Origin of the sequence: Nocardia sp. NPDC101769, from assembly GCF_044766925.1 — a bacterium.
Classification (GTDB): domain Bacteria; phylum Actinomycetota; class Actinomycetes; order Mycobacteriales; family Mycobacteriaceae; genus Nocardia.
The window spans coordinates 37,046-50,927 of record NZ_JBIWMX010000043.1 but is presented as its reverse complement, the minus strand read 5'-3'; the positions used below and the strand labels follow the sequence as shown (position 1 = coordinate 50,927).

General features: G+C 66.5%; 19 protein-coding genes. 9 read left to right on the top strand and 10 right to left on the bottom strand.

Translation table 11 applies throughout. The annotated features are described in order from the left end of the window. On the top strand, positions 1 to 627 hold a 627-nt coding region (gene istB / locus ACIRRA_RS40565; protein ID WP_402779826.1), incomplete at its 5' end, for an IS21-like element helper ATPase IstB. Between the two features lies 1 nt (position 628). Here istB and ACIRRA_RS40560 read toward each other — a convergent pair. After that, a complete protein-coding gene (locus ACIRRA_RS40560) occupies positions 629 to 1,345 on the bottom strand; it encodes a hypothetical protein (RefSeq protein ID WP_402779824.1) in 717 nt (238 codons plus the stop codon). 332 nt (positions 1,346 to 1,677) lie between these two features. After that, complete coding sequence (locus tag ACIRRA_RS40555; protein ID WP_402779822.1) at positions 1,678 to 1,890, bottom strand: DUF5302 domain-containing protein; 213 nt, start codon at positions 1,888 to 1,890, stop codon at positions 1,678 to 1,680. Positions 1,891 to 2,025: 135 nt separating this feature from the next. Here ACIRRA_RS40555 and ACIRRA_RS40550 point away from each other — a divergent pair, with 135 nt between their 5' ends. Then, the gene (locus ACIRRA_RS40550) at positions 2,026 to 2,391 is read left to right on the top strand and encodes an NUDIX domain-containing protein (RefSeq protein WP_402779820.1); all 366 of its coding nucleotides are present in this window, start codon (positions 2,026 to 2,028) and stop codon (positions 2,389 to 2,391) included. A gap of 78 nt (positions 2,392 to 2,469) precedes the next feature. Here ACIRRA_RS40550 and ACIRRA_RS40545 read toward each other — a convergent pair whose 3' ends face one another. The 7 genes from ACIRRA_RS40545 to ACIRRA_RS40515 all read right to left on the bottom strand — a co-directional run bounded on the left by ACIRRA_RS40545 (position 2,470) and on the right by ACIRRA_RS40515 (position 8,309). Next, positions 2,470 to 3,885 (bottom strand): alpha/beta hydrolase family protein, encoded by a 1,416-nt coding sequence (locus tag ACIRRA_RS40545; protein WP_402779818.1) that lies wholly within the window; start codon positions 3,883 to 3,885, stop codon positions 2,470 to 2,472. A 186-nt stretch (positions 3,886 to 4,071) separates the two neighbouring features. Further along, entirely contained in the window at positions 4,072 to 5,124 is a 1,053-nt protein-coding gene (locus ACIRRA_RS40540) for a Rieske 2Fe-2S domain-containing protein (RefSeq protein WP_402779816.1), read from the bottom strand. 127 nt (positions 5,125 to 5,251) lie between these two features. After that, the gene (locus tag ACIRRA_RS40535) at positions 5,252 to 5,941 is read right to left on the bottom strand and encodes a DUF899 domain-containing protein (RefSeq protein WP_402779814.1); all 690 of its coding nucleotides are present in this window, start codon (positions 5,939 to 5,941) and stop codon (positions 5,252 to 5,254) included. A gap of 87 nt (positions 5,942 to 6,028) precedes the next feature. Beyond that, positions 6,029 to 6,556 (bottom strand): phenolic acid decarboxylase, encoded by a 528-nt coding sequence (locus ACIRRA_RS40530; protein WP_402779812.1) that lies wholly within the window; start codon positions 6,554 to 6,556, stop codon positions 6,029 to 6,031. Between the two features lie 120 nt (positions 6,557 to 6,676). Continuing rightward, positions 6,677 to 6,991, bottom strand: coding sequence for a hypothetical protein (locus ACIRRA_RS40525; protein WP_402779810.1), 315 nt, complete (start codon positions 6,989 to 6,991; stop codon positions 6,677 to 6,679). Positions 6,992 to 7,118: 127 nt separating this feature from the next. Beyond that, positions 7,119 to 7,610, bottom strand: a complete 492-nt coding sequence (locus ACIRRA_RS40520) for a hypothetical protein (RefSeq protein ID WP_402779808.1) — start codon at positions 7,608 to 7,610, stop codon at positions 7,119 to 7,121. Positions 7,611 to 7,910: 300 nt separating this feature from the next. Further along, a complete protein-coding gene (locus ACIRRA_RS40515; protein WP_402779806.1) occupies positions 7,911 to 8,309 on the bottom strand; it encodes a CD225/dispanin family protein in 399 nt (132 codons plus the stop codon). A gap of 286 nt (positions 8,310 to 8,595) precedes the next feature. Between ACIRRA_RS40515 and ACIRRA_RS40510 the strand changes: the two genes are divergently transcribed. Beyond that, complete coding sequence (locus ACIRRA_RS40510; RefSeq protein ID WP_402779804.1) at positions 8,596 to 8,730, top strand: hypothetical protein; 135 nt, start codon at positions 8,596 to 8,598, stop codon at positions 8,728 to 8,730. Between the two features lie 24 nt (positions 8,731 to 8,754). Here the strand turns inward: ACIRRA_RS40510 and ACIRRA_RS40505 are convergent, their stop codons facing one another. After that, the gene (locus ACIRRA_RS40505; protein WP_402779802.1) at positions 8,755 to 9,519 is read right to left on the bottom strand and encodes an IclR family transcriptional regulator; all 765 of its coding nucleotides are present in this window, start codon (positions 9,517 to 9,519) and stop codon (positions 8,755 to 8,757) included. Between the two features lie 82 nt (positions 9,520 to 9,601). Between ACIRRA_RS40505 and ACIRRA_RS40500 the strand changes: the two genes are divergently transcribed. The 6 genes from ACIRRA_RS40500 to pucL all read left to right on the top strand — a co-directional run bounded on the left by ACIRRA_RS40500 (position 9,602) and on the right by pucL (position 13,873). Beyond that, on the top strand, positions 9,602 to 9,841 hold the full coding sequence (locus tag ACIRRA_RS40500; RefSeq protein WP_356999696.1) for a thiamine-binding protein: 240 nt from the start codon (positions 9,602 to 9,604) through the stop codon (positions 9,839 to 9,841). Beyond that, positions 9,834 to 10,223: a helix-turn-helix domain-containing protein gene (locus tag ACIRRA_RS40495; RefSeq protein WP_402779799.1), complete on the top strand. Its 390-nt coding sequence runs from the start codon at positions 9,834 to 9,836 to the stop codon at positions 10,221 to 10,223. The genes ACIRRA_RS40500 and ACIRRA_RS40495 overlap by 8 nt, the downstream gene beginning before the upstream one ends. Positions 10,224 to 10,489: 266 nt before the next feature. Beyond that, complete coding sequence (locus ACIRRA_RS40490) at positions 10,490 to 11,917, top strand: nucleobase:cation symporter-2 family protein (RefSeq protein WP_402779797.1); 1,428 nt, start codon at positions 10,490 to 10,492, stop codon at positions 11,915 to 11,917. A gap of 214 nt (positions 11,918 to 12,131) precedes the next feature. Further along, a complete protein-coding gene (gene uraD / locus ACIRRA_RS40485) occupies positions 12,132 to 12,629 on the top strand; it encodes a 2-oxo-4-hydroxy-4-carboxy-5-ureidoimidazoline decarboxylase (RefSeq protein WP_402779795.1) in 498 nt (165 codons plus the stop codon). Continuing rightward, positions 12,617 to 12,961 carry a hydroxyisourate hydrolase gene (gene uraH, locus ACIRRA_RS40480; RefSeq protein WP_402779828.1) on the top strand — a complete coding sequence of 115 codons (345 nt, stop codon included), beginning with the start codon at positions 12,617 to 12,619 and terminating at the stop codon, positions 12,959 to 12,961. The genes uraD and uraH overlap by 13 nt, the downstream gene beginning before the upstream one ends. Positions 12,962 to 12,967: 6 nt before the next feature. After that, a complete protein-coding gene (pucL, locus tag ACIRRA_RS40475; RefSeq protein ID WP_402779793.1) occupies positions 12,968 to 13,873 on the top strand; it encodes a factor-independent urate hydroxylase in 906 nt (301 codons plus the stop codon). Positions 13,874 to 13,882: the final 9 nt, after the last annotated feature.

The window sequence follows — 13,882 nt, the reverse complement described above, 5'->3', positions numbered from 1 at the left end:
CGCACCCTGCTCGACACCGAACTGGCCGCCCGCGATGCCTCCAACGCCCGCAACCGGCTCAAGGCCGCCGCGTTCCCTATCACCAAGACCCTCGATGGCTTCGACGTCGCGGCCTCCTCGATCCCGCAAGCAACATTCGACTACCTGTCGAACCTGGAATGGGTTCGCGCGCAACAGAATCTGGCGTTGATCGGCCCGCCGGGAACCGGGAAGAGCCACACCCTGATCGGACTCGGGCACGCCGCGGTCACCGCCGGGCACAAGGTCCGGTACTTCACCGCCGCCGACCTGATCGACACCCTCTACCGCGGCCTGGCCGACAACACCGTCGGCAAAGTCATCGACACCCTGCTACGCGCGGACCTGCTCATCCTCGACGAAATCGGGTTCGCACCCTTGGACGACACCGGCACCCAACTGCTGTTCCGTCTGGTCGCGGCCGCCTACGAACGCCGCTCCCTGGCAGTCGCTTCGCACTGGCCGTTCGAGCAATGGGGCCGGTTCCTGCCCGAACACACCACCGCCGCCAGCATCCTCGACCGGCTCCTACACCACGCCACCGTCGTCATCACCGACGGCGACTCCTACCGCATGAGAACCCGAACCAAGCGAGGTGAACAACCCTGAACTAACCACCCACCCCAGCAAAGGGGTGGGGACTCTTCCTGGCCACCAGTGGATACCTCACCCGGCCACCAGCGGCGACTTCCATATGGCCATTGACACAGGTTCCGTCGGGCTGCTGGGTCCAGTTGCCGATCCAGGGCTGGGGGGCGCCACCGGTGTCGCTCACCGACCACTGCGTGCCCAGCGGGTTGTTCACCGGGGCAGCGTCCGGCCCGCCCTGCTGGAGGGTGATCTCGTGGTGCGAATCCCAGTTCGCGAAGTAGTCGTCGAACACCTTGCTGCCGTCTTTATGTGTGCAGCGGATTGCCACCTGGGTGTATCCGTTGCTATCCACGTCGACCGGGCCAAAGGTCAGGGTTCCGTTGCTCGAGCCGTTGCCCCCGGCAGTGGGAGCACCGTTCAAACCTGCGTCGTTGCCGAACCAGATTTCACATTTATCGTCGGAACTCAGACCACTGATCTGGGCCTTGTAGCCGCCGCTCGGTCCAGGGTCGAAACCTGCGGTCAACCCCGCCGCGGAAGCGACTCTAGCGCTGAAGGGCAGCATAACCAGGGCTGCGGCTCCGATCGCCAAGCGCATTCCAATGCGGGTCCATCGTGGACGAGCGTTCCTGATGTCGGACTTTCTTCGTGAGGGCCGGCCCGCGAGTGCGGAGAGACCCACGACGGCTGCGACGGCCGAGGCATGGGCAACGAGTTTGGTGCGGTTGGTTGACATGGGGTCGACCCTTTCTCCTCGGGTTTCCTGGTTGACGAGAGAAAGGTTCCGATATGGGGCTTCTCGGTTTCTTACGAAGTTCTGCAACGCAGCAGCTACCAACGCTGTTGCGGCCGTCATGTGTGCTTCCTGCGGTCGGTAGGGGCAGGGATGGCTCGATCGGCATGGTGCCCTGATCTGCATGCTCGGATGCCTTGACCAGCTGCTTCAGCAGCACGTCTGGTTCCGAGTACCTTCCCGCAAGCTCCACTGAGAAGGCCCGGTCCACACGGACCGGGCCTTCGTCGTTCTGCTGTTCACGTGGCAGCCAGAGTTACGGTGACGCTCCCGCGTCAGCCGCCTGCTCTGCGGCGGAAGGTGCGTTTGCCGCCTGCCTGAGCGTGTGTGCCGCGCACCCTGGCGGAGTGTTGGGCGGAACCGCCCGCGGAGGCGTGGCCATTCTTTCGCTCGAGTGCTTCCCGGAACTTACGTTTGGTCGCCTCCTCCGGCGACTCGATAGCATCACCCGCGAGATGTTCGGCTGGGACTTCCTGTTCGTCGGCCATGGACCTAGCCTATCGTTGCGTTTCGCCTCTGGCGTGTTGCCAAACGCGAGCGGATCATGCTCACCATGGCGCTCGGTGAGGCTGGGCCCAGATTTACTTGTGTCCGTGGGAGGTTCGGCCCGACCCGGAGACCGCATGAGCAGGATGTATCTGTGCAGTGACATCAATGGCGATGCTCAGCTGGTGCCCGAAACTGAACTGGTTCAACGGACGTCCGTGTACCTCGTGGCACCTTGCGACAAGGCGGTGCTGCTTGTTCGAGATGGTACCGGGCAGAACGGGAGATGGGATTTACCCGGTGGCGGTCTCGAGCCAGGAGAAGGGCGTCTGGATGCTCTCGATCGGGAACTGCTGGAGGAGACGGGACTTCGCCTGGCAGGTAGGCTCGCCTATCTCTGTGAGTTCGTCGAATACTCGGCAATGGCGCTGATGTTGCTGCCTGCCAATATATTTCGCTACCGCCGTCCGCGGCCGAAGTTGGGGCGGTGGCACGGAGGATGACGAACCTGGCGCTGCTGTCTGGTTGATCAGAGGATGTTCGCTGAGAGACGGATCGCCGGATTGTGGTGGTGAGCTGGTTCATCGGCTGAACAATTGCCAATGCAGGGCCCAGGGCACGAATGCCATTGCAGTTGCGAGCAGTACGAGCGTCTGCCGACGCAGTGGTGCGGGCATCTGGGCCCGCGCGCGCCACGCTGACAGGGCCAGGATGGCTGCGGTTGCGGGGAGGGCCAATGCCAGCGCGTGGAGCAGGAGCCAGGGGAGCGGCTGGCCGACGGCGAAGGCTGTCGGCGGTAGCTTGCCACCTACGGCCAGGATGCCTACGACGTAGGATACGGCGCCCAGGGTTGCCAGCAGTCCGATGGCCGATACCGCCCGCGCTGATCGGCGTGGTCCGTGGCCGGCCTCGGATGGTCTGCGTCGCAGCATTATCCGGCCGAGGGCGGAGAGTGGGTAGGCGGCGAAGCCGAGTAGTAGTGCGGCCGGTGCCGCGTACTCGAGAGCGGGGTGGGTGCCTGGCGTGCGGCTGGCTGGTTGCTGGGGTGGGGCGGCGGCGCTGGTGGGCGGTGCTTGATCGGCGGCGACCGCATGGATCCAGTTGGTCATGACGTCGGTGTAGCCGGGGTCGAGTTCACCCAGCGGCCTGCCCTCGAAGAGCTCGCCGCCGATGCTGTCGAAGCCATCGGTGGTGCGATGTCCGTTGTGGCCGGCATTCGGTACGAAACGTGTTGTCACCGAGTGGTTTCCGGCGGATGCCAGTTCACGTTGGAAGATCGCCGCGCTCTCGCCGCTCGGCACCTTCACATCGTGGTCACCCCACAGCGCCAGCACCGGGACCCGCACCTGCCGCAGTGCGCGCACCGGGTCGAAGTCCGCCTCCGGGAACGCCCCGAGTCCGTCGACCACGGCAGCGCCGGGGCCGCCCACTGCCTCCTCGAGATGGCTCGAAATACCGTTGTGCCGCAGTAGATTCGAGAGATACCAGGTCTGAGTGCGCAAGGGTGTCAGTCCGGACCCGCCGATGGTGACCACGAACCCGACCGTCGCGGATCGAGACGCCGCGAGTGTCGCTACCCAGCCGCCCTCGCTGAATCCCCACAGGCCAACCCGCTGGGCATCCACATCCGGCCGAGCCCGGAGCAGCCGCACTCCAGCGAGCGCATCGTCGGCCAGTACCGAGAAGTCCCGGTGGCTGGTCGAGTATCCGACAGTGCGTTTGTCCACGACCAGTGTGCTGATGCCCGCGCGCGCGAAAGCCAAGGCCTCGGGTTGGTATTCGGCCCGAGGCCCCGGGCCCGATCCGCCGATGAGCACGATCCCCGGATGCGGCCCGTCGCCGGTGGGCCGATAGACCGCACCGTGCAGCGTCACCCCGTCGCTGTCGAACGCCACCTGCTCCTGCTCGGGATCCGCTGGTCCGGCATGCGCTTCGGCCCTGCCGCCACCGATTCCGAAGCACAGCAGGACCAGCCACGCGACCATCAACACTCGCATACCGGAAACATAGGGGCGTCAAAGACTTGCGGGCATCGCACCACGGTACCGATGGTCATCACCCTCCAGTACCAGCCGGACCTGACCTCCCGACCTGCTCAGTCGCAGGCGGCCGACGCGAGCGGTCACGCCGGTGGGGATGCCTTGGTGCCTGCTCGTTTCGTCGGGCCGGTACGGGGTGGTCCTTCAGCCGAGGGGTTCCAGGTCGCGGGCGGTGCCGGGCAGTGCCAGATCTTCCAGGTCCTGGGGTGATTGGGGTGGGTAGAACTGGGTGTACCAGCGGCGGAGGGACTTGATGCCCTTTTCGTGGGGGAGGAGGACGGGGCGGGGGCGGTGGATCTTGTGGTCCCAGATGGCCAGTTCTTCGCGAACCTCGCCGAAGGCGACCAGGCGGAGGGCGAGTTTGAGAATTGGAGCGGCGAAGGGGAATCCGGGGCGGCGGCGGATGTAGTAGAGCATGCGGAGTTCGCTGGTGGCGTCGTCGATCGGGGTGGTGAGGGCGATGGCGGTCATGGTGATCAGTGCGCCGGTGGTGCGGACGACCATGACGCCGGGGCCGTACATGAAGACATCGAAGCTGTTGTCGACCGGATAGCCGAGGACGGGTTTGCAGAAGCGGGTGTGGATTTCGGCGAAGGGGCCGTTGGGGATGAGGTCCTGGACCGGGGGCTCGCTCTGGCCGTGGATGTGGTGGAAGTGGGATTCGTCGACGATGTTCTCGCGCATCTCCTGGATGTGGATGCGCGATTGCAGGACATCGTCGATGGGGCGGGCGAAGGCACGATCGGTGGCCTCGGGAATCTCGGGCACTTCCCACACCGGTTCGCCGGCGCCGGAGTAGACGAAGATGAGCCCGCTGTGCTCGCGCACCGGGAATCCGCCCAGCGTCACGCGCGGCGGTCGGGACGCGAAAGGCGCTGAGGCGCAGGCGCCGTCGGCGTCGAAACGCCAGCCGTGAAAGGGGCACTCCACCAGCCCGTCCACCACCCGGCCCCCGGCCCCGAGATGGGCGCCGTAATGCGGGCAGTGTGCGTCGCGGACGGTAGCCCGGCCATCGCTACCTCGGAAGGCGATCAGTGCCCTGCCGAAGTAGTGCAGATTCACGATCTTTCCGGACCGGAGGTGCTTGCTGCGCAGCACCGCATACCACCCCTCGGGCACCGTCGGCATCGGATAGTGGTCGGCGCGCGGATCGCGCGCCAGCTCGGACAGGCCCGAACGATCACGTCGAAGGAACACACCCCAGACCCTAACTGGAACCTGTTACAAAACAATGAACGGAACCGTCGGTTTGCTGTGAATCATGTTGGAATGGAACAAAACTCGATTCGTGATCGGCGAGGCGGGCATTATTTGCTTGGCGGCCTCAGGAATTCGGAGTGCCGTAGGTGGCGGCGATGTCCTTGGAGCTGGGCCAGCGGTTGTAGGTGGGGGACTGGGGCCAGCCGGTTGGGACGTCTTGCCACTCTTCTTGGCGGCCGTAGGGGAGGAGGTCGACGAGAGAGAAGGTGTGGGTGAGTTGTTCGACGCCGCGGCCGTTGGTGTGCCAGGTGCGGTAGACGGTGTCGCCGTCGCGGAGGAAGACGTTGACGCCGAAGCCGCCGCCGGGCGGGGCGTCGATGTCCGCGCCGAATGGGCTGTTGGCTGTGGAGTACCAGGGCATCTGGTTGCCGACGCGGCGTTTGTAGGCGAGGGCCTCGTCGATCGGGCCCTGGGTGACGATGACGAAGCGGGCGTCGTAGAGGTCCAGGAACTCCAAACGGGTGAATTGCGAGGTGAATCCGGTGCAACCCGGGCATTGCCATTCCTCGCCCGGGAACCACATGTGGCTGTAGACGATCAATTGGGACTTTCCGGCGAAGACGTCGGCCAGGCGGACCGGGCCGTCCTCGCCTTCCACGGTGTAGTCGGGCAGTTCGACCATCGGCAGGCGGCGGCGCTGGGCGGCAATGGCGTCGAGTTCGCGGGTCGCGGCCTTCTCACGGATACGCAGTGCTTCGAGTTCGGTCCGCCAGGTGTCGATGTCGACGACGGGCGGCAGCGGGTTGGTGCTCACTGGGTCCTCCTTCACCGGGTTCACAGAGTGCGTGTTGTAGGTATGGACGCCGCGGGCGCGCAGAACTCATCGGTGAGCGTCGTCGAATCAGTTGGTGCGATTCGCGTAATCGTGCGGGAGTTTGGCCGGTGGGCGGTCGATGACGGTGTCGTCGTCGGGTTTCCGGGTTTCGAGGTAGGTGATGCGGCCGGTGGAGGCGACCAGGGTTTGCGGGTAGGTCGGGCCCTCGTCGCGGTCGGCGATGAGCTGCGGGAGGTCGTCCTCGTAGTGGCCCAGGGTGCTCTCGGGAAAGTCGAGCATCCACTGCGGATAGCAGATCGTCGTGTGCACCCGGCGCTCGCAGAGCCAGACGATGAGCACGGTGACCGTCCCGGTCGGCTCCACCCAGGCGAGCTTGTACATATCGCCGCTGAGCTGGATCATCTTGGCCGGTTGCGCCGTGGACCAGCGCCCGAACATCGGTCCCATCAGGCAGCGGAAGGCGACGGTCTGCGAATTGCGTACGTAGAGCTCGTACTTCCAGCCGTTCTCGTACGCATAGATCAGATGTCGCCCGACGATTCCCGACAGGTCACCGGCCAGGGCCGGTGCGGTGGCGGCATCCTCGGCGCTCATCGCTAACTCCTCTCGGCCGACGTGCGTCAGGACCCGGGCGTCGCGCTCAGCCTATCCGCTGAGCACGCCTTCCCCGATGATCTCCACGGATCACCGGGGTACCGGGATTTCGCGGGTCGGTCAGGCGACAGGCACCAGGTCGGGGCGGGCGGCGCCTGCCGTCGCGGTGATGCCGACGGCGACGAGAAGGGCTGCGAGGGTGAGGATTCCCGCGCTCACGAGGTAGGTGAGCTGGAAACCCTGGGACAGGGCCTCGCTGGGGGAGGCTCCGGCGGCCAGCCGGGTGGTGCGGTGGTGGATGGCGACGGTGGTCAGGACGCCTAGTCCCAGGGCTCCTCCCAGTTGCTGGGTGGTGGTGGCGAAACCGGAGGCCAGGCCGGTGATGTCGGCGTGGGTTTCGCCGACGGCGGCGATGGTGACGAACCCCAGGCCCATGCCGAAACCGGCGGTCCTTCGGGTCGGTACCGGCGCTGGCCGTGCTGAACGCGAACCAGCAGCGCGAGCTCTACACGCTGCTGGAACTCGTCGTCTCGCAATAGGGTTCAGCTGAGCTGCACAGTGTTCAGCTGGGCTGGGTCGCGTCGGCCGGGCCAGGCTGGGTTGTCGGCGCCGGATTGAGCAGACCGTCCGCCACGCCGACGGCCGCTCCGACACCTGCGCCGAGCGCGATGAACGGTGCGGCGACCATGGCATAGCCGATGGCGGCGCCGACGACGGGGACGATGACCAGGCCGATCGGCGCGAAGGGGAGCCCGGCGATCGCGCCCGAGACCACGCCGACCAGGGCCCCGGTCCACGCGATCGGACTGGCCAGGACGGACCCGATCGACGCGCCGATGGCCGCGTCACCGAGGACAGCCTTCGCGACACCGGTGGCGTGGGCATGGTCGAGCCCGGCCGCTTCGAGCGACTGTGCCAGAGCGGTTTCCGTGCCCGTGGTCGCGGTATTGATCTGCTGGGTCTGCTCGGGGGTCAGAAAGAACGGCCGGTCGAACTGGAGGGTGCCGATGTGAATCGACGAGTCCGGGATATCCAGGGCCGGCTGGGTCGTCACGGCCGGTGGCGCCTCGTCGGCCAGGGCGGGCGTTACTCCCAGGAGAACCAGGGAGAGGGGAAGAGCCCCTGCGACGGCGACCCGGGCTGCACGCCGACGGAGGAGGTGAACCGAACTGGTGGGCTGCCTTGTGCCCATATGGAACCTCATTCGGAGATGTCGATGGCTTCGCATCAGGATTCGAAACCGGAACCCTCTCGGATCTGTCCCGACTATGGAAATTGTTGGCAGCGATCGGTTGTGGGATGTACAGGAAGAAATTGGGGGCCCGCGCACGGTCGTGCACGGGCCCCGGAACCGTCAGCCGCGGCGCATCCGCGGGCCCGGGCCGCCCCAATTGTGGTGGCCGTGATGGCCGTGGTGCATGAGGACCAGCATGCCCACGATGTAGAGGATGGCGAACAGGACGAAGAGGGCGCCGCCGATCCAGAGGGAGAGGATGCCGAGGTATCGGGCTCGGTGCGAGGCGTGGCGGGCGGCGTCGGCGTCGCCTTCGGTCCACAGGGGGAAGACGTTCAGGGCGTGGGTGAACGCGGAGAAGGAGAGGGGCCAGAAGAACAGGAGGGAGGCAACGGCCCAGCCGATATTGTTCGGCGGGCGAGTAATGGGTCGCTGTGTGGTTGCTGGAGTCGGCGCCGCAGCCGGGAGCTCGGTTGTTCGGGGCTCGTCGGGCGTTGCGGCCGGTTCGGGAGTCGTCATGGCGGAATCCTTTTCGAATTGCCTGGTCCGCGAGTTTTTCGCGAGTCGTATGAGGTCGATTACGACACCGCTGTCTGGTAAGCGACCGAGAACCGCCGGTGAGATTGCTGCGTAGCAGATTCGAGACAGGACGTTCGTTCGCAAGGTTGCTGTTGTCGGTGCGGCGTTCGCCCGTGGTCGCTGACCAGTCCGGAGTCGTCGTGGTCACCGGGGCCGAGCCGAGCGGGTGGGGTGCTCCATCTCCACGCCGGTCAACCGGCTCGATTTGTCGACCGGGGCGACCGGGGTGGCGACCCTCTCCGATGGCCTGAACGGAATCCCTTCGCCCGCAACGCTGTACACGGGCGCCGGCCAGGCGGTGGTGATGCTCGCGCCGGGCGGGACCTGCACACCCGGTTTCGCCACCTTCGTCGTGCCGTGACGCGCCGGAGGTTGTAGAGCCGGGCTATCGGAGGTCGTCGGACAGGGCGGCGGCGACCTCTGTCAGCAGCGGTGCGGCGCGTTCGATGAGCTCCTCGGTCATCCGCCCCACCGGACCGGACACCGAAATCGCCAGCCGGGCGGGCGCTTTGGGTATCGCGACCGCCACGCAGCGCACGCCGAGCTCCTGCTCGCCCTCGTCCATGGCGTATCCGGTGCGCGCGGCCTCGTCCAGCTGCCGGGCGAACTCCTCCGGATCGGTGATGGTGTTGTCGGTGTAGCGCGGCATTCCGGTGCGCTGCAACAGCTCCCGGGTCAGGTCCGGCGCAGAACCGGCCAGGATGGCCTTGCCCACGGCCGTGCAGTGCGGCAGCACCCGCCGGCCCACCTCGGTGAACATGCGCATGGAGTGCCGCGACTGCACCTGCGCCACATAGACGATCTGATCGCCGTCCAGCATTGCCATGTTCGCGGATTCACCGAGCTCGTCGACCAGCCGGGCCAGGTGCGGGCGGGCCAGCACCGCCAGCATCTGCGAGGAGCTCTCGCCGAGTTTGATCAGCTTGGGGCCCAGCACATACTTGCGCGACGGCTCCTGGTGCAGGTAGCCCAGATCCACCAGGGTGCGCACCAGCCGGTGAATGGTCGGCAGCGGCAGTCCCGACTTCGTGGCGAGCTGGGACAGGCCCATCATGCCGCCCTCGTCGGCCATGAGCTCCAGCAGGCCGAACGCGCGCTCGATGGATTGCACGCCCCCGGTGCCGCTCTTGGGCTCCTTCGCTGCTGGCACCCCGGTCCTCCTCAGTTTTTCCGAATGCCGGAATTCTAGGGCAGATCGTAGATCACCTGTTCTGCCCAGTAGCCTGAGGCCCATGCGGCTACGCGCGGAGTTCACGACCGAACCGTTCCATGGTGAAGGGGAGACGCCGCCGCATGCCAGAGCGGCCCTCGAACTCGCCGAGTCGGCCGGTCTGGAATGCGATTTCGGTCCGCTCGGTACCTCGGTGGCCGGAACCGACGACCGACTGCTGCCGGTGCTGGGCGAGATCATGGTGACCGCCTTCGCGCACGGGGCGACCCGGGTAACCATGCAGGTCGAGCAGGATGACTGAGCTTTCGCCGATGGACGAGTCGCACCCCGTGCTGGTGACCCTCGCCCCGCTGCTGGAGAGAACCGGTGGCCGCCTGGTTCCCGCGCGGGAGGCCACCGCCGACGATGTCCCCCTGGTCTGGGAAGGGGCGACCCTGGCCTGCGTGCGTTTCGGTCAGCCCGAGTCCGACAGCCTCGGCGGCCTGGAGCGGCTGCTGGACGAGGTGGCGGCGGAGCTGGGTGGGCCGCTGGCGGGTCTGCCGCGCGTCGACAAGCAGCGTGCTGTGCGATTGCTGGAAGAGCGGGGCGCGTTCACGTTCCGCAAGTCCGCGGAGACCGTGGCGGCGGCACTGGGCGTCACCCGCTTCACCGTCTACAACTACCTGAACCGCGAACGCGCCTGACCGGACTGTCGGCCGACCGATATATATTCAACGAATTGTTGACGGCCAATGTGGCCCGTGCCACTCTTCTCGGATAGCGGAATGACCCTTCCGCTATCCGAGAGAGGTTGCGCCAATGGAGACGTTGAGCGAACGCGGTTCACCTGCGGGCCAAAGAGTTTCGACGCCGTACCGAAGACTTTCGACGGTCGTCCGGCCGTCGCGATCGGGCCGACTACGCGACGGAAGTGCTGCTTCCTCCGCTGATCGAGGGGGCCGGCCCGCCCGTGACTGCTGAATCCGCACCCGGCGTCCCGGGTACTCCCTCCACGCCGGAGTCCACCGCACCCGTGGTCCTGGAACCCGAAGCGCCCGAACGACATCCGGTCGATGTCGTCCCGCCACCCTGGCAGCTGCTCGCCGGCGGCCTGCAGCACATCGCCGCCATGGTCGCCGGCGTCGTGGCGCCGCCGCTGATCGTGGGCGCCGCGGTCGGCCTGGGCACCCGTGACACGGTCATACTCATCACCGCGAGCCTGTTCACCGCGGGACTGGCCACCCTGCTGCAGTCCCTGGGCTGGTGGAAGTTCGGCGCGCGGCTGCCGCTCATCAATGGCGGATCGTTCGCGGCGGTGGGACCGATCCTGGCCATCGCCAAGGACGCCGCGCCGGGCGAGGCGCTCCCGGTCATCTTCGGGGCCACCCTGGTGGCGGGTTCGCTGGCTGTCCTCGCCGCCCCGTATTTCTCACGGCTGCATCGGCTTTTCCCGCCGATCGTGGGCGGCACGGTCATCTCGCTCATCGGCCTGTCGCTGCTGCCGGTCGCGCTCGGCTGGATCAGCGGCGCTGGCGAGGGCTCCATGGGCTCGGCGCATGTGCCGCTGAAGAACCTGCTGGACGCGGCGATCGCTCTGGTGGTCGTGCTGCTGTGCCATCGGTTTCTGAAAGGGTTCGGGCGGCAGCTGGCTCTGCTGATCGGACTGGTCGCGGGTTCGGTGGCGGGATGGCCACTGGGACTGCTGGATACAGGCCCGGTGCGCAATAGCTCGCTGGTCGGTTTCATACCGCCCATGCACTTCGGCGCACCTCAGTTCCAGGTCGGTGCGATCGTCTCGCTGTGCATCGTGATGCTCGTGGTGATGACCGAGTCGACCGCGACCATGATCGCGCTCGGCGAGATCGTGGACCGGCCCGCCGAGGAGCAGCACATCGCGGGTGGTCTGCGCGCGGCCGGTGTCGGCACCATGCTGGCCTCGGTCATGGGTGGATTCGCCTGTGGCGCTTTCGCGCAGAACGTCGGACTGGTGGCGCTCACCCGCATGTACAGCCGTTTCGTGGTGGCCGCCAGCGGTGCGCTGCTGGTGCTGCTGGGGTTGTTCCCGGTGGCGAGCGCCATTGTGGAGCTGGTGCCGAAACCGGCCCTGGGCGGAACGGGTCTCGTACTGTTCGGCACGGTCGCCGCGAGCGGCATCCGCACCCTGGCCAAGGCGGATCTGCACGATCCGATCAACTCCCTGATCGTGGGCGTCGCGCTGTTCATCGGCATGACACCGACGGTCGCGCCCTCGTTCTACGCCGGTCTGCCGGGACCGGTGTCGATCATCTTGGCGTCGGGGATCAGTGCGGGCTGTCTGGCGGCCCTGGTGTTGCACCAGCTGTTCAGATCCCGCACCAGCGCCGCCCTGGCGGCGGCACCGGCTGTGCGGAATACCTGACCGACGCCGGTGTGATGATCGGCGACGGAGGGTCGGCAGTGGTCGGCCCTCCGTCGCTGTCGTCGTTTCGGGTTGGTTGGCACGTATGCCAGGCTAGTGTCCTGACCTGCGGTATCTGTATATCTTCAACAAAATGTTGACGGCTTGTTGTGGCCCGTGCCACTCTTCTCGAGTAGCGGAATCACCCTTCCGCTATCCGAGAGAGGTAGCGCCGATGGTGACGTTGAGCGAATTCAATTCGACAGCCGGGGAACAACTCCGGCCGGACCTGCTGACCTGCTGTGATGTGCCCGCCTGGGCCGACGGTGTGCTGGCGGCCCGGCCCTATGCCGATATCGACAGCGTGCTCGCCCGGGCCGGCGAGCTGGCCGGCACCCTGAGCGGAGCCGAGGTGAATCGCGCGCTGGCCGCGCACCCCCGCATCGGCGACCGTGTGTCGGGCACAGACACCGGATCCGCGTGGTCGCGCCAGGAGCAGGCCGGGGTCGGTCAGGACGTGGCCATCGCCGCGCAGCTGCTGGATGGCAATCGCGCCTACGAGAAGCGTTTCGGCCGGGTCTTCCTGATCTGCGCCACCGGCCTGTCCGCCGAGCAGATTCTGGCGAGCCTGCACCAGCGCCTCGCCAACGACGCCGCCGCCGAGGCGGCCGTGGTGGCCGAAGAGCTGCGCAAGATCGCGGTCCTGCGCCTGCGAAAGGTATTCGAGCAGTGAGCACCATTACGACGCACATCCTGGACTCCGCGCTGGGCAAGCCCGCGGCCGGTGTCGAGGTGCGGCTGGAACAGGTCGGCCCGGATGCCCGGGTGCTGGCCGAGGGCAAGACCGATGACGACGGCCGAGTGCGCGAACTCGGCCCCGAAGGGCTCGCGGCCGGTGTCTACCGGCTCACCTTCGATATCGAAAGCTATGCCGCCGCAACGAATCAGACCTACTTCTACCCGTCGGTCTCCATCACCTTCAAGGTCGCCGGGGAGGCGGGCGAGCACTATCACGTGCCCCTGCTCATGAGCCCCTTCGCCTATTCCACCTACCGAGGAAGCTGAACGCACATGGCAATCAAGCTGGGACAGAACCAGTACGGCAAGGCCGAGAACCGCGTCGTCCGCGTCTACCGCGATACCCCGCGCCACCAGATCCGCGACCTGAACGTCTCCACGTCGCTGCGCGGTGAGTTCTCCGACGCCCACATCACCGGTGACCAGGCCGACGTGCTGCCCACGGACACCCAGAAGAACACCGCCTTCGCCTTCGCCAAGGAGAAGGGCGTCCACTCCATCGAGGAGTACGGCATCAGCCTGGCCGACCACTTCATCTCCCGTGCCCCCACCGCCACCGGTGCGCGCATCGAGGTTGAGGAGTACGCCTGGGATCGCATCGAGGTCGACGGCCGGCCGCATGATCACTCGTTCGTGAAGTCGGGCCAGGGTATTCGCACCACCGTGGTCAACATCGACGGCGTCGGCCCCGACCGCAAGGCCCACGTGGTCTCCGGTGTGAAGGATCTGACGCTGCTCAAGACCACCGGCTCGGAGTTCCACGGCTTCTTCAAGGACAAGTACACCACCCTGCAGCCGACCAACGACCGCATCATGGCGACCTCGTTGGTGGCCAAGTGGCGCTACAACCACACCAATGTCGACTGGGACAAGACCTACGACGCCATCCTCAAGGTGCTGCTGCGTCAGTTCGCCGTCGTGCACTCCTACGCCCTGCAGCAGACCCTCTACTCGATGGGTCGCTCGGTACTCGAGCAGTTCACCGAGGTCGCGGAGATCCGCCTCTCGGCGCCGAACAAGCACCACTTCCTGGTGGACCTCAGCCCCTTCCATGTGGACAACCCGGGCGAGGTCTTCATCGCTGCGGACCGTCCGTACGGCCTCATCGAGGCCACCGTCGAGCGTGACGACGCCAACGAGGCGGGGAACGCCTGGCTGGCCACACCCGGTTTTTGCTGATCCAGGAGG